This window comes from Mesorhizobium sp. BHbdii (assembly GCF_053848045.1).
In genome coordinates this window covers 192516-211925 of record NZ_JBSPKX010000003.1, presented here as the reverse complement: position 1 = coordinate 211925, position 19410 = coordinate 192516, and the positions used below count along the sequence as shown (strand labels likewise).

20 protein-coding genes are annotated in these 19410 nt (G+C 62.2%); 1 reads left to right on the top strand and 19 read right to left on the bottom strand.

Going from position 1 to position 19410, the window contains the following annotated elements; translation table 11 throughout:
- Positions 1 to 131 precede the first annotated feature (131 nt).
- The 19 genes from ACWTU8_RS17995 to ACWTU8_RS17905 all read right to left on the bottom strand — a co-directional run bounded on the left by ACWTU8_RS17995 (position 132) and on the right by ACWTU8_RS17905 (position 18732).
- On the bottom strand, positions 132 to 1088 hold the full coding sequence (locus ACWTU8_RS17995; RefSeq protein ID WP_455849228.1) for a class I SAM-dependent methyltransferase: 957 nt from the start codon (positions 1086 to 1088) through the stop codon (positions 132 to 134).
- Entirely contained in the window at positions 1085 to 2074 is a 990-nt protein-coding gene (locus ACWTU8_RS17990) for a GNAT family N-acetyltransferase (RefSeq protein ID WP_455849227.1), read from the bottom strand. Before ACWTU8_RS17990 ends, ACWTU8_RS17995 begins: the two co-directional genes overlap by 4 nt.
- A gap of 9 nt (positions 2075 to 2083) precedes the next feature.
- Positions 2084 to 3148, bottom strand: a complete 1065-nt coding sequence (locus ACWTU8_RS17985; protein ID WP_455849226.1) for a glycosyltransferase — start codon at positions 3146 to 3148, stop codon at positions 2084 to 2086.
- Complete coding sequence (locus ACWTU8_RS17980) at positions 3145 to 3903, bottom strand: PIG-L deacetylase family protein (protein ID WP_455849611.1); 759 nt, start codon at positions 3901 to 3903, stop codon at positions 3145 to 3147. The genes ACWTU8_RS17985 and ACWTU8_RS17980 overlap by 4 nt, the downstream gene beginning before the upstream one ends.
- Before the next feature lie 100 nt (positions 3904 to 4003).
- A complete protein-coding gene (locus ACWTU8_RS17975) occupies positions 4004 to 4936 on the bottom strand; it encodes a glycoside hydrolase 5 family protein (RefSeq protein WP_065006875.1) in 933 nt (310 codons plus the stop codon).
- Entirely contained in the window at positions 4929 to 5690 is a 762-nt protein-coding gene (locus ACWTU8_RS17970; RefSeq protein ID WP_455849225.1) for a TIGR04290 family methyltransferase, read from the bottom strand. Before ACWTU8_RS17970 ends, ACWTU8_RS17975 begins: the two co-directional genes overlap by 8 nt.
- A gap of 2 nt (positions 5691 to 5692) precedes the next feature.
- Complete coding sequence (locus tag ACWTU8_RS17965; RefSeq protein ID WP_455849224.1) at positions 5693 to 6499, bottom strand: sugar phosphate nucleotidyltransferase; 807 nt, start codon at positions 6497 to 6499, stop codon at positions 5693 to 5695.
- Complete coding sequence (locus tag ACWTU8_RS17960) at positions 6499 to 7602, bottom strand: CgeB family protein (RefSeq protein ID WP_029356178.1); 1104 nt, start codon at positions 7600 to 7602, stop codon at positions 6499 to 6501. The genes ACWTU8_RS17965 and ACWTU8_RS17960 overlap by 1 nt, the downstream gene beginning before the upstream one ends.
- A gap of 13 nt (positions 7603 to 7615) precedes the next feature.
- Complete coding sequence (locus tag ACWTU8_RS17955) at positions 7616 to 8212, bottom strand: histidine phosphatase family protein (protein ID WP_455849223.1); 597 nt, start codon at positions 8210 to 8212, stop codon at positions 7616 to 7618.
- Positions 8209 to 9312 carry an inositol-3-phosphate synthase gene (locus ACWTU8_RS17950; RefSeq protein ID WP_065006871.1) on the bottom strand — a complete coding sequence of 368 codons (1104 nt, stop codon included), beginning with the start codon at positions 9310 to 9312 and terminating at the stop codon, positions 8209 to 8211. Before ACWTU8_RS17950 ends, ACWTU8_RS17955 begins: the two co-directional genes overlap by 4 nt.
- A gap of 151 nt (positions 9313 to 9463) precedes the next feature.
- Complete coding sequence (locus tag ACWTU8_RS17945) at positions 9464 to 9649, bottom strand: hypothetical protein (protein WP_127210156.1); 186 nt, start codon at positions 9647 to 9649, stop codon at positions 9464 to 9466.
- 138 nt (positions 9650 to 9787) lie between these two features.
- Positions 9788 to 10834, bottom strand: coding sequence for a UDP-glucuronic acid decarboxylase family protein (locus ACWTU8_RS17940; protein ID WP_455849222.1), 1047 nt, complete (start codon positions 10832 to 10834; stop codon positions 9788 to 9790).
- Between the two features lie 23 nt (positions 10835 to 10857).
- Positions 10858 to 11967 (bottom strand): CgeB family protein, encoded by a 1110-nt coding sequence (locus ACWTU8_RS17935; protein WP_287093889.1) that lies wholly within the window; start codon positions 11965 to 11967, stop codon positions 10858 to 10860.
- Positions 11964 to 13058: a CgeB family protein gene (locus ACWTU8_RS17930; RefSeq protein ID WP_455849221.1), complete on the bottom strand. Its 1095-nt coding sequence runs from the start codon at positions 13056 to 13058 to the stop codon at positions 11964 to 11966. Before ACWTU8_RS17930 ends, ACWTU8_RS17935 begins: the two co-directional genes overlap by 4 nt.
- Positions 13055 to 14185, bottom strand: coding sequence for a CgeB family protein (locus tag ACWTU8_RS17925; protein ID WP_455849220.1), 1131 nt, complete (start codon positions 14183 to 14185; stop codon positions 13055 to 13057). Before ACWTU8_RS17925 ends, ACWTU8_RS17930 begins: the two co-directional genes overlap by 4 nt.
- A gap of 2 nt (positions 14186 to 14187) precedes the next feature.
- A complete protein-coding gene (locus ACWTU8_RS17920) occupies positions 14188 to 15249 on the bottom strand; it encodes a glycosyltransferase family 4 protein (RefSeq protein ID WP_455849219.1) in 1062 nt (353 codons plus the stop codon).
- 23 nt (positions 15250 to 15272) lie between these two features.
- The gene (locus ACWTU8_RS17915) at positions 15273 to 16565 is read right to left on the bottom strand and encodes a TIGR04295 family B12-binding domain-containing radical SAM protein (RefSeq protein ID WP_455849218.1); all 1293 of its coding nucleotides are present in this window, start codon (positions 16563 to 16565) and stop codon (positions 15273 to 15275) included.
- A complete protein-coding gene (locus ACWTU8_RS17910) occupies positions 16562 to 17629 on the bottom strand; it encodes an NAD-dependent epimerase/dehydratase family protein (protein WP_455849217.1) in 1068 nt (355 codons plus the stop codon). The genes ACWTU8_RS17915 and ACWTU8_RS17910 overlap by 4 nt, the downstream gene beginning before the upstream one ends.
- Positions 17626 to 18732, bottom strand: coding sequence for an NAD-dependent epimerase/dehydratase family protein (locus tag ACWTU8_RS17905; RefSeq protein ID WP_455849216.1), 1107 nt, complete (start codon positions 18730 to 18732; stop codon positions 17626 to 17628). Before ACWTU8_RS17905 ends, ACWTU8_RS17910 begins: the two co-directional genes overlap by 4 nt.
- 289 nt (positions 18733 to 19021) lie before the next feature.
- Here ACWTU8_RS17905 and ACWTU8_RS17900 point away from each other — a divergent pair, with 289 nt between their 5' ends.
- The gene (locus ACWTU8_RS17900; RefSeq protein ID WP_029356200.1) at positions 19022 to 19294 is read left to right on the top strand and encodes a hypothetical protein; all 273 of its coding nucleotides are present in this window, start codon (positions 19022 to 19024) and stop codon (positions 19292 to 19294) included.
- The last annotated feature ends 116 nt before the right edge of the window (positions 19295 to 19410 follow it).

Below are 19410 nucleotides of genomic sequence, written 5' to 3'. Positions count from 1 at the left end.
CTCGACCTTGTCCTTGGCCAAATCGGTCATCGCGCCGGCGCCGGAGCCTTTTCCTGACGGCAGAGGGTGATGTCTACCGCCGGATGCCATCTAGTCCTCCTTCGGATTGTGGGCACTCACAGGTGCCTTTTCTATTTGACGCCCGAACAATCATTGGGCCGTAATGTTCCGTCGGATGCAGAAAGAAGAAAGGCATTGCCATCCCACAGCCGGAACGGCTTCTCGCCGGCAACCACGACCTGCATGCCGTGGGCTTCGGCGAGGCGGTGAACATCGGCACGATCCAGCGCCGGCGATCCGCGATAGGAGTAATTCAGAAGTGCTGCCATGCCTGACGTTTTCAGAACACGCGCAATTTCCTTGAAATGCCGCTCCGCCAGGCCAGCCAGTACCAGATAGGGGAAACTGTCGACAGCCAGCACGCAATCGAAGCTTGCGTTGCCGAAATCGGCAAGATCGAGACCAGAGGTCGGCCGCAGTTCCACATTGCGCAGCTTGGCACATCGCTCTCGAGCGATCGAAATCATCTTCGAAGATATGTCGATGCCGACGACCCGGTGCGCCGCGCTGGAGAGCGCGCTTTCGAATCGGCCGATGCCACAACCAATGTCCAGTATGTCCCGATCGGCGCCGGTGAAGCCATGCCTTTCCAGCCATTCGACGATCTCATCGGTAGCGGCTGAAAGCCTCTCCTCGTCGCCCAGGGAGGACAGTTGCACGCTTGCAGGCAGGGAAATCATCGCCGCCGCATCGAACCCGGCGGCCAGCCGCTCGACGACAGCGGCATCCGTTTCCTCCTGATTACGCTCGTGGCGAACGACCGCACCTGTTTCACGCAGCATGGCAAAGATGTCAGGCCGGTGACGAAGCAGGTCGGCGATCCGCTCCAGTCTGTCTCGTTTTCGAAGGTCGGCTGAACACATATCCAGCGCCACATCGGCCAACTCTGCGGCATCGATCCCCGTCGCGAAGCGAAGCGCCAGTCTGGCGATGATGGCTTCGACGCAGGCGCCGTCGGCCATGCACTCATCGAGCACCATTTTTGCAGTCGACGCCTGTGGCGATGGCTTTCGTTCAGTCGTGCTCATTGGGCGATGCTCCGCGTCCAGACCTTTCGCATTGTCCATTGGTCGACGGCGCCCCAGCCGTATTTGTAGGTTTCCTGGCCGCGCAGAAAGTCGAACTCCCGTGCCCCTTCACGAGCCGCCTCGGCAATCGCGTGGCCGATGAGGATTGCGCCGGGACTTTCCTCGGCATAGGCCGGATCAAAACCGCCAAGGTAGGCGTAGGCGCGGTGGCGATGATGAAATCCGTAGTAGGCGCCGACGACCGCATCATCGATAGCAACAAGCCAGCATCGGATAAGGCCCTGTTCGGCAAGCAGGGGAAGTGCCTGCCGATGGAATTCTTCTGCAGCCGGATCGGCGAGCACGCCGTCGCCATGCCCGGCCCAGCGCGCGCCGTGAAGGCGGATCAGGTGATCGAAGAATGTTTTGGGATCGGCTTGCGCCGACATGATGGAAACGCAGCCGCGCCTGCATGCGGCTTTATGTGCGCGGCGCAACTGGCGTCTTCGCCGCGCCGGAACGCAGACCGCCAGCGCCTCGTTCCCGGCAATAGAGAGCACGGGACAAGCAGCGTGATCGACGAGTTGACCCGCCTCCAGTGCAGGGTGCGTTATGGCGAGACCCGCGGCACCCGCCGGTAGGTCCGGCAAAATCCATTGCGACCAATTGATCGCAAGAGCCCGGTCGGCGATGACGGCGGCGACAGCCGCTTCGATGCCGGGGAAACACAGGACATCCAGATAGTCGCTCAACGAAATCCCGACCGGAAGCAGTTTCGAACCGGAAGTTGTGTGTTCTAGATAAAGCGGCGCCAATCCCACCAGATCGTCGCCACGCCAGACGGCGATCGTCGCCAGTTCTCCGGGCGCGAATGTGCGCCACCACGGCACCAGCCAGGCGGGGCATTGAAACGGCGTCGCCGTCCGGCTGTGCGCCCAGAGCTCCCGCCAGCGCGGCGCCAGGGCCTCAAGGGCGGCCGGATCGTCGATGATCTTGGAGCGGAGCATGAAAACCGCTCACTGCACCGCCGCAAGGCGCCTGCGGCCGGCACCAAGCTCTGCCAGCGCATGGTACGCGTCCATGTAAGACGAAATCATTTGGTCGAGCGAAAAGCGCCGCCGCGCCTCGGCCCGACATATCTCGGCATCCAGGCGGGATGCTGCGACTATGGCTCCCGCCATCTCATGGACGTCATTGACCAGAAAGCCCGTCCTGCCGTGTTCGACCACGCCCGGCAGCGCGCCGTTTGGAAAGGCGACAACCGGCGTGCCGCAGGCCATCGCCTCCATCGCGACAAGCGAACTGGTTTCTGCGGCAAGGCTGGGAATGACCAGGCACCGGGCGGCATTGAGAAAGCGCCGTTTGGCGGTGAAGCCGAGCGGACCGAGGAAGCGGCGCTGCTTGTCGAGGCGCGGCTGGACTTCGTCACGAAAGTACAGAGTGTGCGTTTCATAGGGGTAGACCTTGCCGCCGATGATCAGCGGCACACCAGCCTGTTTGGCCGCATCCAGTGCAAGATGGATGCCCTTTTCCGGGCAGATGCGGCTGAGCACCAGCGCGAAGTTGCGCTTGGACTGCCGACCGCTCAGCGCGTCGATATCGACGCCGTTTGGAATGGGCGCAACCAGTTTGGCACCCGGCGGCGCGGTCCTCTGTTGGGCCGCCGAGACGGCGTGCAGCCATAGATCGTCACGAATTGGGCGCAAAGCATCGGACGGATACCAATCGAGCGGCAGGTGCAGGCTTACAAGCGTCGGGCCATGGCCAGGCAGATAGGCATCGAAATCGATGCCGTGCAGATGAACCACGTCGATCGGCCAACGGGCGCGTGCGACGTCTATCGCAGAGCGGTGGGAGCGCTGTGCCCGTTTTTTCGCCGCATCGTCGAGCACGCCTGGTTCAGCAGGTGTCTCGATGAGGACGCCCGCTGCTTTGGAGCCCTGGCAACCGATCACGATGGAGCCGTGTCCCGCGCGCACGAGTGCCTGGTCGAGCATCGACAGGACCTGCTCGGCACCGCCAACCGCATCGGGGCCGACTGGCGCGAGAGGGTAGGCGACGTTCAGGACGGTGAGGGTCATGGCCGGCCGAGCCCAAGCTCCTCATGTGCAGCGGCCGCGGCGTGGAGCCAAACCGCCGGTTCGAAGCCGAGCGGCAGCGCCTCGTAATAAAGCTTGCCGTTGTTCGGCAGCGCCAGGAAATCATAGGTGGGCGCCACCCGGAAACGTTCGACGCGCGCCGTAAACGGCGCCAGCGTCCGTTGCTGTGTCCGGTGGCAGGCCAGCATGCACTGCTTCCGTTCGAAGGCTGCGTCCGTAAGGTGGAGTTCAATGCACTCACCGCCGGGATCGCTGTTGAAGTCCTGGAGGACTGCGCCCTCAGGTCCGGCCCAATAGAACGCCATTTCGACGATGGCCGGCGCCGGGCGTCCATCGCGGCGCAGCAAATGGCAGGCCGCATGTACGGCAAAGGCGGTCGCGTCATGATCGGGGTGACCGCCTTCATAAGGATGCGTACAGACGAAACTGATTTCGCGATCGGCCAAAAGGCCGGTCAGCTCCCGTGCGAGCGAGCCAAGATTCCCGGCGGCTTGTTTGTCGGGATAACCGAGGCTGATCATCGCCGTCGACGGCAATTCCGCTGCCGCCAACGCCGTCTCCAACTCCCTATGGCGGGCCTCGGCGTAGTCCTGCCAAGTCTCGAAGCCGTACGCTCGCGCGTCATCAAGGTCTCGCGGCGCGCCGTCAGTGACATGCACTATGCGAGATCCACCCAATCCGGCAAGATGTCCGCCGATGCCGATAGTCTCGTCATCCGGATGCGCGACAACGATCATGATTTCGGCACCGTCAGAGCCGTGCGGGGCAGCGCCTGTCAACAGGGCCGCGAATTCGGCAAGCGTTCCGGATCTGTCAGGTGCGTGTTGCATTGCTCACTCATGCTGCCGAAGCCCGCACCGCTCTGACAGGCGAGGCAGCCATGGCGGGAGCGTAGCGGCGGGTCATCGTCGCGCAAAACTCGGCAAATTCCTCCGGCACTAGCGGCGGACTGGTGTGATGCGGCATCACTCCGCGGTGCTCGGGAGTGAAGCAAAAGGTGATGGTCACGTCGAAGTCGGCAAGCGCTTCCATCTGCCGGTCGTACCAGTCCAGCGCATTCGGCCTGAAACTATCGGCCCAGGAAAGTCCGGTGCGCACATTGGTGACGCCCAGCCGCTTCATCCAGGCGACGGCGTCATCCAGCCGGGGATCTTCAAAGTGGAACCATTGCACCAGTCCCATTTCGGGCGTGTAACGCAGGAATTCCTCGAGCGCGGGTTTGGGCGTACCGTCTTCGCGTAGCAGGCCCATGTAGAAGTGGCGATAGTAGGAGGAGCCTTCCGCCTCGCGATGGCGTGTCGTTGCCCCCCATTCGCGCGGAAGATCGTAGAGGCTGTACCATTGTATGCGCGAGGCGTTGCCGAGCAGCAGTTCGGCGGTCCGGCGCAAGCCCCATAGCTGCACCTCCTCGGCACCGAAGCTCGACACACCAACTTCGCTGACCCATACAGGAAGATCGGTGACGGTCGAAATCTCGCCGATCTTCTGGGGCCACTCCTGAATCTGCCAGAGGTTCCAGTCGAGCGGGAAGCCGTGCACGGCGACGGCATCGACATGATCCAACGCGCCGTACTGCTTCATGAGCGCCATGAAATCGGCATCGATCGGCGAAATGCCGCCCAGGATCTTGGTTACGGTGGGGTTTTCCGATGCGATCGCATCGGCGGCCAGCATTGCCATATTGGCGAAGCGGCTCCAGTCGGGGTCGAGTTCGGGATCCCAATGGGACTTGTTGTTCGGCTCGTTCCAGATCATCGCAGCTTCAATCATGAAGTTGTCCTTTCGACGGGTAGACGGCACCTCCACCGGCCGGTTCGTTGGCGGCGCGGCAGAAATAAACCTCTTGCTCCGGGTGCAGCACGGTCTCGAAGCCGGCGCTGCGCAGCATCGCTTCGGTGCAGGCGCGATTGGGAATCCACCAGTTGGTCGGGTCGTCGGCATAGCGATGCTCGACGAAATGCAGCTTGGGAAACTCGGGCCGGTCGAACAGATCGTGTGTCCAGAAAGGATAATTCTCATCGAGTGCAGGCAGTTCGGTGCTGCCGCGCTGCATGGACTGGAAGATCATCAGGTCGCCGGCGACGTGCTCCCGGATCAGATCGAGAGCGAGCAGGGGGTGGCGCAGGTGATACAGCACACCCATGAAGAGGACGATGTCGAATTTCTCCCGCAGCGCGCCGACGTCGTAGACCGATAATTGCTGGAATTCGATGTCGCAGTCCGCGATCTCGGCGGCGAAGCGCGCCTGCGCCAGATAGGCTTCATCGAAATCGATGCCGAGGACGCGGCCGGCGCCGCGTCGTTTCATCTCGATCGAGTAGAAGCCGGCGTTACAGCCTATGTCGAGCACGGCCTTGCCGGACAGATCGGCAGGAATGGCGTCGGCGAACTTGCGCCATTTGATCAGCGGGTAGTTGCCGAGGAAATGGTCGGGGGCGGTTTCGACGCCTGCCAGCTCCATGTTGTGAAACCACGGGCCAAGGGCATCGATGCGGCGACGGATTTCCGCGTTCGAATGCAACATGGCTAGCCTCCTTCGCCTGGATGGCTTGGTATCTGCGACTGCCCTCGCAGCGCGAACATGAGGTTTTTCGGGTCCTCCAACGTAGTGTCGTTGTTCTCAAGCAGCCGAAGTGCCGTGCGGTAGCCGTTGAAAGTGCCGACGTCGACATAGGCGGTGCCTGCCTTGACGCCGTAAGCCTCACCGCCGGCCGCCAGATAGGCATTGATGAGTGTACCGACGTATTCGTCGCTTTGATTCCGCTCGCGCCAAAGCGCGGCAAGCTGGTGAAGTATGCGGCCCGGCATCTTGAACGCGCCCCAAATCCAGTTCGATGCGGCGTCTTGTTGCTTGACCTGGATCTCCCTCACTCGGTCGCCCTGGTCGAGAACGACGGCATCGAAGAGTTCGGGGTGATCCACCGGGAAGAGTAGGAACGACAGCCGGTCGTCCGGCAGGCGGCAGAAGCCATCTTCCGGAAACCAGATCGTATCGGGCAGGCCGATCAGAACCGTCTCGTCCGGTGCGACGAGCGGGGCGGCGCGGAAGATCGCATCGCAAAGACCGACGGGAGTGGGCTGTACGACGAACAGTGCGGCGGCGTCGCCGTAGCCGGCGGCATAGTATTCGAGGATGTCCGATTTGCCCGATCCGATGACGAAGCAGATTTTGTCGACACCGTTGCGCACCATGCGACGCACCAGATATTCGCTCACCGCGCACGGGCGCTCGGTCTGGCCGTCGATGCGGCTGCCGACCGGCAGGAGCTCCTTCGAGAAGCCGAGCGGTTGAATGCGGCTGCCGCGGCCGGCAGCGGGCACGATGCCCAACATCAGATTGCTTCCTTCAACGGCTCGCCCGCCGTCAAGCCCTGCAATGCATCGGACAGGAGGCGGTCCAGTTCCCTGGCGCGCTGCGCAGAGGTGTGCTCGTCCAACACCCGCTCGCGCGCGCGGCGCCGGATTGCGTCGACGTCGCTGTCGGACAAGCAGACTGCCGCGACCACGTCGTCGGTGGTGTCCGCCAGGATGATCTCGCTGCCGGGTTGGAAAAAACTGCTCAGGCCTGGCCAGGTGTCGCTCACGATCGCCGCGCCGCAGGCTGCCGCCTCGAACAGCCTGCCCGAAGGACACCAGCCCCTCTTGGCCATCGCCTCGCGGGTCACGTTCAGCGTCAGACGCGATGAGCAAAAGAAGGCCGGATGATCCGCAGGCGGAAGATGCCTGACAAAGAAGATGTTTTCGCCCCACGGAAATTCGTGCGGATATTGGGCGCCGCCGATGACGAAACGGTGGTCCGGCAGGCGCGCTGCCGTGCGGACCAGCAGCTTTTCGACGCCGGCCTGGCGATCAGCCGCATACGTTCCGAGATAGGATAGATCTCCGGCAAATTCAGCCCGGGGCTCTGCTGGCCGGTGTCGCTCGGGATCGACATGACCATAGAGAGGCAAGACACGGCGCGCACCCAGCAGAGTTTTCAGCGCATCGATTGCGGTTCCCCCCGTATAACTCAGGACAAGGTCGAAATCGCGAAGGCCTTCGGGCCCGTAATACGCCGGCCGTAGACCTTGTTCGATCCGGGCGAGTGTGACCGGGGTGTCCAGATCGTAGAAAACTTTCAGCCCGCGACAGGTCTGCTGCGCCAGGCGCGATGCCTCCACGGCGTCGGGGCAATAGGACGTGACGATGACGACGTCCGATTGCCCGATAGCCTGTTCCGCGACATGGCGAATGTCTTCCCAGTCCGGATAGAGAACGACGTTGCCGCCATCGAGATGATCAAGGTCGCGCGCCCCGGCATAATAGGGAGTGTTGCGTTCGAAGAAGGTGACGGACCAGCCCAGCCCGCCCAGCGCCCGGATCAGGCCGCGCCACAGCGTCGCGTGTCCGTTTCCCCACGAGGAGGTGACGGTGAGACCGAAAATGACCATTCGCATCCGGCTGTCCTCGTCAGGCGGCTTCGTTCAATCGGATCAGCTTGGAGCCCCAGTCACCGGATACGACCGTGGTGATCGAAGCAGGATCGATATCGAAGCGAAAACAGTCTCCCAGCGGCAAGCCGAGCACCTTGCAGACGGCGGCCTTGATCACGTCGGCATGGCTGACCAGTGCCACGGACTGGTTCTGGTAGCGTTTGCGAAGCTGCTGCATCAGCGAGGTGACACGTTGCTGCACGTCCAGCATGGTCTCGCCGCCCGGCGTCCTCGCCTGCTGACGCCGACTGTTCCACACCCGCCAGTCGGCGTCCTGGTTCAACTCTTCGAAAGTCTTTCCCGACCACGCGCCGAAGTCGATCTCATCGAGCTCTTGGCAGATTGTAATCTTATCGGGCCCGCAGGCGATTGCGATCGGTTTTGCGGTTTCCAATGTTCGTTCGCGCGGGCTGCAACAGATGGCTGCTAGCGGCTTCGGTGCCATGTGGCTGGCCACGCGCAACGCCTGTGCCCTGCCGGTATCGCCAAGGCAGACTCCGGCCATGCGTCCGGCAAGATAGGCGCCGACATTGTCGTGCGCCGCATGGCGGATCAAAAAGAATGTCGTCGTCATTCCGCGGCATCGAGCATCGGCTCGTCCCTACCGGCGATGAAAGACAGCGTGCGCAGGCGTGCCTCGGCATCGGTGAACTGCTCGGGCGGCGACTTCATGAAATAGCTGCAAGGGCCGGTCAGCGCTCCCGCGATGCCGCGGTCGAGCGCCAGCTTGGCGCAGCGGACAGCATCGATAACGACCCCGGCGGAGTTGGGCGAATCCCACACTTCCAGTTTGAGCTCTGCATTCAGCGGGACGCCGCCGAACGTCGTGCCTTCGACGCGGATGTAGGCCCATTTTCGATCGGTAAGCCAAGGCACATGGTCGCTGGGGCCGACATGGATGTTACCGGCCTCCAGGGGAACGTCGAGCTGGCTGGTTACGGATTGTGTCTTGGAAATCTTCTTCGATTCCAGCCGCTCGCGTTCCAGCATGTTGAGGAAATCGGTGTTGCCGCCGAAATTCAGCTGATAGGTGCGGTCGATGCGGACGCCGCGCTCGCGGAACAGATTGGCGAGCAGCCGGTGCACGATCGTCGCGCCGACCTGGCTTTTGATATCGTCGCCGATCAACGGCAGGCCACGCTGTTCGAAAAGCTGGCGCCATTCCGGTCGCGACGCGATAAAAACCGGTATGCAGTTGACGAAGGCGCAGCCGGCCTCGAGCGCGCATTCGGCATAAAAACGCGTCGCCTCTTCCGAGCCGACCGGCAGATATGAGACCAATACGTCAGCGCCGCTTTCCCGCAGCAGCGCGCTGACATTCGCGACCGGCTCTTCTGCCTCCTCGATTTCATCGCGTAGATATTTGCCGATTCCATCGAGCGTTGGTCCGCGCTCGACGCGAACGCCGGTTGCTTCGACATCGGCAAAGCGGAAGGTGTTATTGGGCGCATTGTATATGGCTTCCGCCACATCCCGCCCAACTTTGCCCTTGGCGACGTCGAAAGCACAGACGACCTCGATGTCATCGACATGATAACCGCCAAGATCGGCATGCATCAGGCCCGGTATCGGCTCATTACCTCTGGCGTCCCGATAATATGAGAGGCCCTGGACAAGGGAAGACGCGCAATTGCCGACGCCGGCTATTCCAATCCGTACCTTTTTCGATCCCACGAAACTGCCGCCATCGCTGTTGAAGATAAGTTCCTCGCGCCGAACTGCCAGTTGCCGGGAATGTTCCTTGCGACCTGGAAAAATCACGAACTCCATGGCCGATTAAAGCTGCGCGCTGTTTGAGGCTGCCTGGGCCTAAGCGCCGCAAGCCTCAGTCGAGCCGTCGTAGCATATCCGCTTCCTTTTCGAGGATGGTGGCCACTTCCTCGCGCTCGAGGTGCGTCATCATCAGGCTCACACAGCATTCAAGGTAGGTGATCGAGGCACGTCTCAGAAAGGCAGCCGTTTCCCTTTCGGCCATTTGCTCGATGTCCTTGGCGGATCGTTTTCGATGCACGGGTCGGTTCTCCATGCCGGTATCTTCGCCCAACGGCGAGCTCGGCTGGATGTTCCCTTAATGACAAAAAGTGAGAGCGCGCGTTCGGACGCCACGGTCTCACATGGCCCATGTCCGAGCGCACAGCTCTCCCTGACGTTAGGCCGGCAAGTCTTGCAGTCGGCCTGAAGCGGACCTCACGCTTGGCGCAATTGGGGGAATTCGATCCTCGTTACGGCTCGCTTCGAGCTCCATAAAATAGCTGATCGTCTGCATCAGGCCTTGCCTGAGCGGCACCTTTGGCGACCAATCCAGAAGGGTTTTTGCTCGGGAAATGTCCGGTTGCCGCCGGCGAGGGTCGTCTTGCGGCAGTGCCAGGAATTTGAAGACCGAGTTGCTATGGGTCATATCTCTCACCAATCCAGCCAGTTGAAGAACGGTGAATTCCCCGGGATTGCCTAAATTGACCGCTTGGCGCGGATTGGGATCGACATCCATAAGACGGACCAGACCGTCAACCAGATCGGAGACATAGCAGAACGACCTGGTCTGCAGCCCGTCGCCGAATATCGTCAATGGTCTCTTCTCGAGAGCCTGCATCACCAGGTTCGAGACAATCCGGCCGTCGGCAGGATCCATCCTCGGACCATAGGTGTTGAAGATGCGCGCGACCCGGATGTCGGCCATCTCGGTTCTCAAATAATCGAAGCACAAGGTTTCGGCGGTTCGCTTGCCCTCGTCATAGCAGGCCCGAGGACCGGTGCAGTTCACATGACCGACATAGTCTTCCCTTTGCGGGTGCTGTTCGGGATCGCCATACACTTCGCTTGTCGATGCCTGAAGGAAGCGCGCATTATTTCGGGCGGCAAGCTCAAGCAGATTGAGCGTTCCGATCACGCAGGTTCGCGTGGTATGAACCGGATCGGCTTGGTAACGCGGCGGCGATGCGGCGCACGCCAGGTTGAAAATGCGGTCCACCGGCTCAGCAAGGTCCAATGGTCGGCAAATATCCTGCTCGATCAACCGGAAACGAGGGCGGTCCATCATCGAGACGATGTTTTCCATCCGGCCGGTAAGAAAATTGTCGACACAGATCACCCGGTACCCGGTCTGAAGCAATGTTTCGCAAAGATGCGAACCGAGGAAACCCGCGCCGCCGGCGACAAGCGCCGTTTTGGTCCGTTGCGTCCTTCTTGATTGCCGCATCTCTATTTTCTCCTGTCTGCCAGTCATGCTGCACTTTCGATGTCCAGATCGAGGGCTGGACGTGCCGATCTTGGCCGCGCCAGCAGCGAAACGAATTCGCGAGCTCTCGCGGCGCCAGTATGTGATGCCAGGATCGTCGCGCGCGCTCGCTTGGCCATAGCCAGCCTGACGCGGTCGGATTGCCTGGACAGGATATCGATCACCTCCTCCGCTTGGCCGGCCGTATTGATCGTGGCTGTCGGAAAGAAGCTATCCAGACCGGTCCAGCGATCGCTGATGATCGCCGTGCCACAGGCAGCCGCCTCGAAGAGGCGTACGCTGGGAGACCACCCAGCCGCTATCATGGAGCTGCGTGTGACGTTCAACGTGTAGCGCTGGCGGCTGTAGAAAGCGGCGTGGTCTGCCGGCGGCAAGTGCTCGATGCGATCGACGTTGCTTGGCCAGACGGTCTCGGACGGGAATTGCGAGCCGGCCACGACGAAGCGACGGTCCGGCATGCGTCTTGCCGGTTCAAGCAGGAGAGCATCCAGTGTCGCCTGCCGGTCCGAGCTGTAGGTGCCGAGGTAGCCAAGGTCCCAGCAGATCGGATCGGACGTTCGGCGATGCCGCTCCGGGTCGACGGAGCAGTAGAGCGGCTCGGCGCGCCGTGCACCAAAATCCGCCGCCAAACGAGCGAGCGTTGGCCCGCCGGTGAATGAGAAATAGACGTCGAAATACGGAATCTGCCGTCGGCATATGTAGTCGCAATCATTCGCGGCGAGCTTTGCCAGCGTGACCGGCGTGTCGATGTCGTAGAAGCAGAACTGGCCCGTGCACAAGGACGCGACGATGTCGATGACGGCTCGCCCCTCCGGAACGAAGGACCCAACCACCACGACATCGGCCTGCTGCAGGCAGCGAGCATACGTCCGACGAAGATCGTTCGTCGTTTCGTAGTAGCGCAACGTGCAGAAATCCGGGTCGCGCAAATCGCGATGGCTTGCATACCATGGCACGTCGCGTTCGAGGAAGGTGATGCGATGGCCGAGCTCGTGCAGGCCCTTCAGCAACCCTCGAAAGGTCGTGGCGTGGCCGTTTCCCCATGAAGAGGACAAAGACAGGCCAAGAAAGACGATATCGAGCCGCTTGGTCATTCCGCTGCCTCCACGGTGGGGCGCTCGAAATGACGCCTGAAAACGGCGTCGGCCACGGCTGCCCTTAGCGCATAGGTATGCTCGGCGAGAACACGCCGAAGCGCAGATGCACCGATCGCCTTTGCCTGCTGGGGTGTGAGGGTGCGCATGATTTCGGCGACATCGTTGCCGTCGCGCGCCACCAGGATCTCTTCCCCAGGGACCAGGAACAATTCGACGCCGAGCCAGGCGTCGGTGATGAGGCATGCGCCGGCACCCGCAGCCTCGAAGACGCGCGTGGCAGGTGAAAAGCCGTTGGCGGCCATGCTGTCGCGGCTGATGTTCAGCACCGCCTTGGATGTGACATTGAACGCATTGTGGTCGCGCGTCCCGACGTGGCCGAGCCATACGACATTTGCCGGAAGCTGCTTGTCACCCCAACCGGATCCGCCGAGCAGGAAATGCTGATCGCCCGAACGGCTGGCCGGATCGAGGAAGAAGGCTTCGACTCGTGCTTCACGATCCGGCAGGCGGTTGCCGAGAAAGGCGAGGTCGCAAGCGAAACGCTTATCCTTCGCGACCGGATGATGCGTTTCGGGATCGAGCGCATTGTAGATCGGCACGCACTCAGCCGCCCCCAGCGCACGATAGGCCCAGACGACCGGATCGCCGCCGCCGTAGGTGAGGACAAGGTCGATCTCCCGCAACGCGCGGTGAAGGGGGTGGTCCGGCTCGTCGCGCAATTGGCCCAGAGTGGCCGGTGCGTCGACATCCCAGAACACTGTCAGCGCATCCGCACGGGCGTGGTCGAGTACGGCGCGCAGCAGAGCCTCGTCCTCGAAGCCTACTCCGCTCGCCTTGACGACGATGTCGGCTTCGCGTGCGCTTGCTGCCACCTGCATCAGCGCATGCGGGGTCGCCTCGTAGACGACGACGTTGCACCAGTCTGGTGGCTCGATATCGCGGTTCTTCTGCCTGTCGTAGACGTCCGGTTCATAGAAAGTGATCTCGTAGCCGAGCTGAGAAAGAGCCTTGAGCAATCCGCGATAATAGGTCGCCGCGCCGTTCCAATAGGACGACAGCAGGCTCGACCCATAAAATGCAATCTTCATGCGACTGTCTCCTCTATGGCCATGGGACCGATGGCTTGGCGGTTGCCGCATTCGGCGAGCACGCCGAACAACTCGTCCGCCCGGTGCCGGCAAGTGTGTCGCCTCCCGATGGTTTCGAGGCCGGATTTCACCAGTGAGGCGGCCAGGTCAGCATCGTCCAGCACGTCGCGAAGATGACGGCGCATCTCGGATCCGTCGCGCGCGAAAAGGAAATCGATGCCTGGCCTGAAGAGTTGCTCGACATCGGGCCAAGGCGCCGAAACGAGCGGGATGCCACAGGCGAGCGCCTCGAACATGCGGATCGTCGGAATTCCGGGCAGGCTCTCCCGATAGGGGCGCCGCGGGATGTGGATGGTTACGCGGTGGGCCGCGAATGCCTTGGGCACGTCGGCATTGGCAATCCAGCCTTCGTAACCCAGGCCGGCGGCGGCAAGATCGGCGAGCGCTTCGCGTGGATAGCGCACGCCATGAACAGTGCCACCCAGGCCAAGTTCTTCCACTGGATTGATCAGGAATTCCTTGATTTCGGCACTGCGCTCGTCGTCGCCCCAGTTGCCGATCCAGATCACGTCGGATGTAGGGTCGATCTCCGGGTGCGGCTTGAACAGGCGCTCATCCGCCGCCTCGTGCCAGGTGAAAGCACGTTTGCCCCAGCCGGCGCGAAGATAGCTTTCCCGCAACGCTTCGCCGAAGGCGAGCACGCCGTCATAATGCTCCAGCCGCAGAGCCGAGATCGCTTGCGTCGCCGAGACGGCGCGATGATGGGTGTCATGGAACAGAAGTGTGAAACCGCCTCCGTTCGCCTTTGCCCTGCCGATGCGCGCGACAAGGTCCGGGTCAGTCCATTCGTGGACGATCACCACATCGGCGCCGGCAATCCAGCCTTCATGGACGAAGGAGGCGTCGTAGGTCACCGGCATCAGCTCCGGAAAATCCTTTCTGAAGCGCTCGACCGCGAAGGGCCCTTTCTCTGCCAGGAGGTTCGAACGGCTCCAGCCGTCTGCGGGCTCCAGCGCGATCGCCTGATGTCCGCGTGCAACGAGTTCCCGCATGATGCCGCGCAGGAAATGTGCGTTGCCGTGGTTCCAGTCGGAAACGACCGAATGGGTATAGAACAGGAACCGCATCGTCAGCGTTCCGCAACGGCCAGGGCGGCCCGATCGTAGATCTCGTGCATGGCCGCCGCTTGCCTTGCCGGTGAAAACTTGCGCGCTCGGCGTGCGGCGGCTTCGCCGAGCCGGCGCCTATATCGGGCGTCGTCAGAGAGACGGTCGACACATCTGGCGAGATCGCGTGGATCATGGACGTCGTAGAACATAGCCGCGCCGTTCCACAATTCGCGATAGGTCGGGATATCGGCAAGCACCAAAGGTGTTGCGGATGTGGCTGCCTCCAGCACGGCAAGGCCGAAGGGTTCGTAGACGGATGGCGACACGAAGATGCCGGCCTGCGCCATCAACCGACGTACTTCATCGTGGCAGACAGAACCCAGAGGAGCGACGTTGCTGAAACTGGTGCGTTGCCCATCGGCGCCCTCGAGCGGCCCGGCAGCGAAGACCGGCCATGTCGTCAGCGATGCTGCCTGGTCCAGCGTAGCTGCGTTCTTTCCTTCGTCCCACCAGCGCGCGGCGGCGAGAACCATTGGTTCGCGCGTCTCTGCCTTTGGACCTGGCCGTGTGCCGTTGCTGACAATGCTCAGGCGGGCGATCGGCCCGTAGCAGGCCTCGAGCATGTCGGCATGGCTGCGGCTGGGCGCGATTACGGCATTTGCCCAATCGAAACCGCGTCTGTTGCGGTCCTTCTGCCAGGCCCATTCGCCGTCCACAGCCTGTCCCCTGACGGCGTGGAGCCACGTCACAACGCATGAATGCGAGACCGCCACGACCGGGCAAGGCACATCAAGTCCCACGGCCTGCGTCGGCGCATTGAGATGGACGAGGTCGATCGCGCAATCGCAAACAAGCGCGCGCAATTCCTGCGGCAATCTTTCCAGATCGCTCTCATTCCGCGTCATCCAGTCCGGCGGTGTCTTGAGCCACGCCAAGGCCGCGAAAGCCTGCACCTCCTTCGCCTGCTCCTCGGACGGTTCCGGGCCTAATCCGGCGAGCACGATGCTGTCGCCGCCGTGAGCCAACTCCCGCGCCAGATCAAGCGCGTAGCGCCAGACGCCGCCGACGGCGTCGACGGTCATCAGGATTCGCCTCGGGCGGCGGATCAGTGACTGCAACATGTCGCCTCCAACTCCGCCAACGCGCGCGGACGCTTCTCCTGGATGTCGCTGAACGTCCGGAACGAGGCCAGATAATGCTCGTGGGCGCGCTCCCAGGCGAGATCGTCGGGCTCGCCCCAAAGCTCGCGATAGCTGGGCGAACTGGGGTAGGGATAGAGCGGCACCGGTTCATTGGCCCACACACCGCGGTCGATGAGGTGCTTGCGCCAATGATCGACCAGAGCGGGATCGTCCTCGATCACGCCGATCAGATTGGCCTGGACGAATGGAACGTGACGTCGTGCATTGACCAGCAGCGCGGCCAGTTCCTCGGTGCCCAGCCGGCAACGCTTTGCCAGCATGGCCCGGCCTTCCACGGTCAGGCTTTCGAGGCCGGCCTCGATGGAAACGCAGCCGGCGGCACCCAGTAATTCGAGGAGCTCCGGCTTCCAAAGGTCGATGCGGGTCTGCACGCCGAACTTGACGTCGCGCTCGACCAGTGCCTCCAGCAGCGCCTTCTGCGGCAGGAAGATTTCGTCGATAAAATAGATGTAGCCGACGCCTTGCCCGATCAGCCGATCAATTTCCGTCACGATCGCATCGTGGTTCCTGCGGCGATAGGCGTCGCGGAAATCGATCTTGGCACAGAAGCTGCAATTGTAGGGGCAGCCGCGAGACGCTTCGACCTCCGCGCCGAAACCCACTTGATTGTCGTCGAACCTGTGGTGATGGTGCGAATGGGCAGCAATCCAATCGGACGGCCAGTTGAGGGGCGGATGACCGACAAACGAGCTGGCGTGGACGCCGCCATTGCCGACAGTTTTTCCCTCGTGGAGATGAGCGGTGTGGGGCACTGCGTTCCAATTGTCACGGCGGGCGAGTTCGGCGACGACCTCTTCGCATTCGCCGCGCACGACGACATCGACGCCAAGCTTGCGCAGCGTTGGCGCCGGCGTCGCCGAGCCGTGCGGTCCGACAGCCACGGTGCGGCCGCCGCGCCCGGCAAGGCGGTTGAGGAAGTCGCCAGGCACGCGCAGCTCGGGCGGCGCGCAGCGCCAGAACAAATAGGTCGGCGCCGTGCTGACAACGGTCATGGCCGGAGCGAAAGCGGCGACGCGATCGGCAAGTGCTGCGTCGTCCAGCTTCTGGATTTGCCCGTCCAGCATCAGCACCTGATGGCCGTCGGCCTCTAGCAAGGCTTTCGAGTAGCCCAGTTCCAGCGGCAGATGTGGCTGGCGGCAGCCGAAATAGATGCTGTCCTCGTAGGTCCAGAACGGATTGACCAGGGCGACTTTCATGCCACGTACCTCGCTGGTTCAGGCTCGAGGCGATGACGCTGGAGCCAATCGGCCAGATCACGGACGCCGTCGCGCCAGGACACATGCGCTTTCCAGCCGAGCGTCACTTCTATCTTGCGGGTGTCGGCGACAAAGAATGGCTGGTCGCCGGTGCGTTCCCGGTCGTAGCGGATCGAGAGGTTCCGCCCGGTCAGCTCGCCGATCTGCTTTAGCAGCATGCGCAGGCTGACGGCGTTGCCCGGACCGCCACCGAGGTTGAATGCTTGCCCCTTGATATCCTCGATCCGGGCAAGTACCCCGCGATAGGCCGCAACAGCATCGGAGACATGGAGGATATCGCGCACCTGCTTGCCGTTGCCGTAGATCGTGATCGGCCGGCCGGAAAGCGCGCTGAGCAGAAAATGGGCGACCCAGCCCTGGTCCTCCGTGCCGAACTGGCGGGGGCCGTAGATGCAGCTCATGCGCAGGACCGCGGTCGGCAGATCGTACGACTTGGCATAGTCGAGCACGTATTGATCCGCCGCGCCTTTGGAGCAGCCATAGGGCGTGCAGAAATCCAGACCGCAGGTCTCGTCTATGCCGTTGGCGCGGATGCCGGCGTCGCAGGGTACGCACCGATCGTCCTCTTCGCGGACTGTGACATCGGGCAGGCCGCCATAGACCTTGTTCGTGCTGGCGAAGATCACGGGAATGCGTCTGCCGCTCCGGCGAGCCGCTTCCAGGACGTTGAAGGTTCCGCGAAGATTGATGTCGAAATCTTCACTTGGCTGGACGAGGCTCGTGGTGACGGCGGTCTGCGCGGCGAGATGGAATATCGCCTTGGAATGCGCCAAAAGCGGCGCCAGCACGTCTCCGTCCCGGACATCCACAGTCTCCACGGCAAGGTTATTGCCGTGCTTCTGCGCCAGCCAAGCCAGGTTCTGATCGACGCCCGGGCGGCTGAGATTGTCGATGACCAGCACCGGCACCCCATCCGACAAGAGGCTGTCGGCGAGGTTCGAGCCGATGAAGCCACTGCCGCCGACGATGGCAACCGGCGCTTCACGAAACCCGTCCGGCCTCATGATACCAGTCCCCGTTCTTCGAGTTCCCGTTTCATGTCGGCGCCGCGGTCGATGGCGACCGTGTTGCGAACCCATGCGACGAACTCGTTGAGTGAATCCTCCAGCCGGTGCTGCGGCTCGAAACCGAGCAGTTCGCGCGCCTTCGAAATATCGGCGAAGCAATTGCGGATATCGCCGGCGCGCGCCCTGCCGAGGATTTCAGGCCGATGTTCCGGCACACCCATAGCGTCGGCGAGCAACCGGGCGACCTCGCTGATCGCATAGGCCCGTCCGCTGCCGATGTTGATGACGTGGCCGCGCGCCTGGCGTTGTTCCAGCGCCAGGCGGAAGGCGCGGGCGACGTCGCGCACATGGACGAAGTCGCGCTTCTGCTCGCCATCTTCGAAAATCATCGGCCGCTGGTCGTTGACGAGGCGTGAAGCGAAATTCGCCAAAACGCCGGTGTACGGGTTTGACAGCGCCTGTCCGGCGCCGAAGACGTTGAACAGGCGCAGCGCCACCGCGTCGACGCCATAGGCATCCCCGAAGATCAGCACGGCGCGCTCCTGGGCATATTTCGTCAGCGCATAGATAGAGGCGAGGTCGACCGGCTTTTCCTCGTCTGTCGGCAGGGGCGACAGACTTTCATCCGCCGCCGACAGCGGATTCCATTGGCCGCTCTTGATGTCGTTAGCCTGCCGCCGTGCATTGTCGACGCGCCGACCGCCTGGCGTGGCATAGAGACCCTCGCCGTAGACGCTCATCGACGAAGCGACGACGATCCGCTCGACTGGACGTTTGATCAATGCTTCAAGCAAAGTGGCGGTGCCGAGGTCGTTCGCGCCGACATAGCGGGCGATCTCATACATGGACTGGCCGACGCCGACCTCGGCCGCCAGATGGATAATGGCGTCGACGCCCTGGAGCGCCTCGGCGATGGCGTCGCGGTTGCGAACGTCGCCTTTGATCAGTTCGGCCCCTGCCGGCAGGCTGGTCGCCTCGCTACCGTGCACCTGTTCCAGCAGCGCATCGAGAATGCAGACAGCATAACCATGTTCAACGAGTTCCTGGACGACGTGGCGGCCGATGAAACCGCACCCTCCTGTAACCAGTATGCGTTTCACGACAACTCCTTGCGCAGATGGCCTTGGCGCCCCGAACTGTTTGGCAAAAGGTTTGTTCCCTCTGCTTCAACAAAGATGGTTTTGGGGAGGCTCGCAAACCGACGTGGCGGCGCGCGACCAGTGCTGGCTATGGGCTGGAACATTGCAGCTTCTTTGGCGTTAGGGCGCACATCCGGCGCGTGGTCGGGAAAGCGGGTATGCGTCTAGCGGTCCGGTTCCGCCGCACAGCAAGCAGACCGGATCGTGAGGATCACGCGCCTGCCAAATCTGGGATCGAAAGGAGATTCCGATGTCTGAGTCGAAGACGACTACCGATCATGACGAGATCCGCCAGTGGGCCGAAGATCGAGGCGGGCGGCCTGCCGCTATACGGACCAAGGGTGAAGGCGGCATCCTGCGGATCGATTTTGGCGAGCCCGAGGAGGAGTTCGAAGCCATCGAATGGGATGAGTTCTTTCGGATCTTCGACGAAAACAACCTGGCCTTCCTCTACCAGGACGAAACCGGCGGCGGGAAAACCAGCCGATTCAACAAGTTCGTCGACCGCAACCAGAAAGGCTGAGGAGGCTGCTATGTCAGCGGTGTCGGGTAGCTCTTAAGGTGCGCCTCGCATTCTGACAGAGAACTTTCCTCTAGCTCGCTGTTTCTGCGTGTTTTTCGGACTATTGGAAAACCAGC

What these genes read in the sequence shown, in the direction of transcription:
- ACWTU8_RS17995 (WP_455849228.1), bottom strand. Translation starts at nt 1,088, where the DNA reads ATGAGCACGACTGAACGAAAGCCATCGCCACAGGCGTCGACTGCAAAA.
- ACWTU8_RS17990 (WP_455849227.1), bottom strand. Translation starts at nt 2,074, where the DNA reads ATGCTCCGCTCCAAGATCATCGACGATCCGGCCGCCCTTGAGGCCCTG.
- ACWTU8_RS17985 (WP_455849226.1), bottom strand. Translation starts at nt 3,148, where the DNA reads ATGACCCTCACCGTCCTGAACGTCGCCTACCCTCTCGCGCCAGTCGGC.
- ACWTU8_RS17980 (WP_455849611.1), bottom strand. Translation starts at nt 3,903, where the DNA reads ATGATCGTTGTCGCGCATCCGGATGACGAGACTATCGGCATCGGCGGA.
- ACWTU8_RS17975 (WP_065006875.1), bottom strand. Translation starts at nt 4,936, where the DNA reads ATGATTGAAGCTGCGATGATCTGGAACGAGCCGAACAACAAGTCCCAT.
- ACWTU8_RS17970 (WP_455849225.1), bottom strand. Translation starts at nt 5,690, where the DNA reads ATGTTGCATTCGAACGCGGAAATCCGTCGCCGCATCGATGCCCTTGGC.
- ACWTU8_RS17965 (WP_455849224.1), bottom strand. Translation starts at nt 6,499, where the DNA reads ATGTTGGGCATCGTGCCCGCTGCCGGCCGCGGCAGCCGCATTCAACCG.
- ACWTU8_RS17960 (WP_029356178.1), bottom strand. Translation starts at nt 7,602, where the DNA reads ATGCGAATGGTCATTTTCGGTCTCACCGTCACCTCCTCGTGGGGAAAC.
- ACWTU8_RS17955 (WP_455849223.1), bottom strand. Translation starts at nt 8,212, where the DNA reads ATGACGACGACATTCTTTTTGATCCGCCATGCGGCGCACGACAATGTC.
- ACWTU8_RS17940 (WP_455849222.1), bottom strand. Translation starts at nt 10,834, where the DNA reads ATGCGGCAATCAAGAAGGACGCAACGGACCAAAACGGCGCTTGTCGCC.
- ACWTU8_RS17935 (WP_287093889.1), bottom strand. Translation starts at nt 11,967, where the DNA reads ATGACCAAGCGGCTCGATATCGTCTTTCTTGGCCTGTCTTTGTCCTCT.
- ACWTU8_RS17930 (WP_455849221.1), bottom strand. Translation starts at nt 13,058, where the DNA reads ATGAAGATTGCATTTTATGGGTCGAGCCTGCTGTCGTCCTATTGGAAC.
- ACWTU8_RS17925 (WP_455849220.1), bottom strand. Translation starts at nt 14,185, where the DNA reads ATGCGGTTCCTGTTCTATACCCATTCGGTCGTTTCCGACTGGAACCAC.
- ACWTU8_RS17920 (WP_455849219.1), bottom strand. Translation starts at nt 15,249, where the DNA reads ATGACCGTCGACGCCGTCGGCGGCGTCTGGCGCTACGCGCTTGATCTG.
- ACWTU8_RS17915 (WP_455849218.1), bottom strand. Translation starts at nt 16,565, where the DNA reads ATGAAAGTCGCCCTGGTCAATCCGTTCTGGACCTACGAGGACAGCATC.
- ACWTU8_RS17910 (WP_455849217.1), bottom strand. Translation starts at nt 17,629, where the DNA reads ATGAGGCCGGACGGGTTTCGTGAAGCGCCGGTTGCCATCGTCGGCGGC.
- ACWTU8_RS17900 (WP_029356200.1), top strand. Translation starts at nt 19,022, where the DNA reads ATGTCTGAGTCGAAGACGACTACCGATCATGACGAGATCCGCCAGTGG.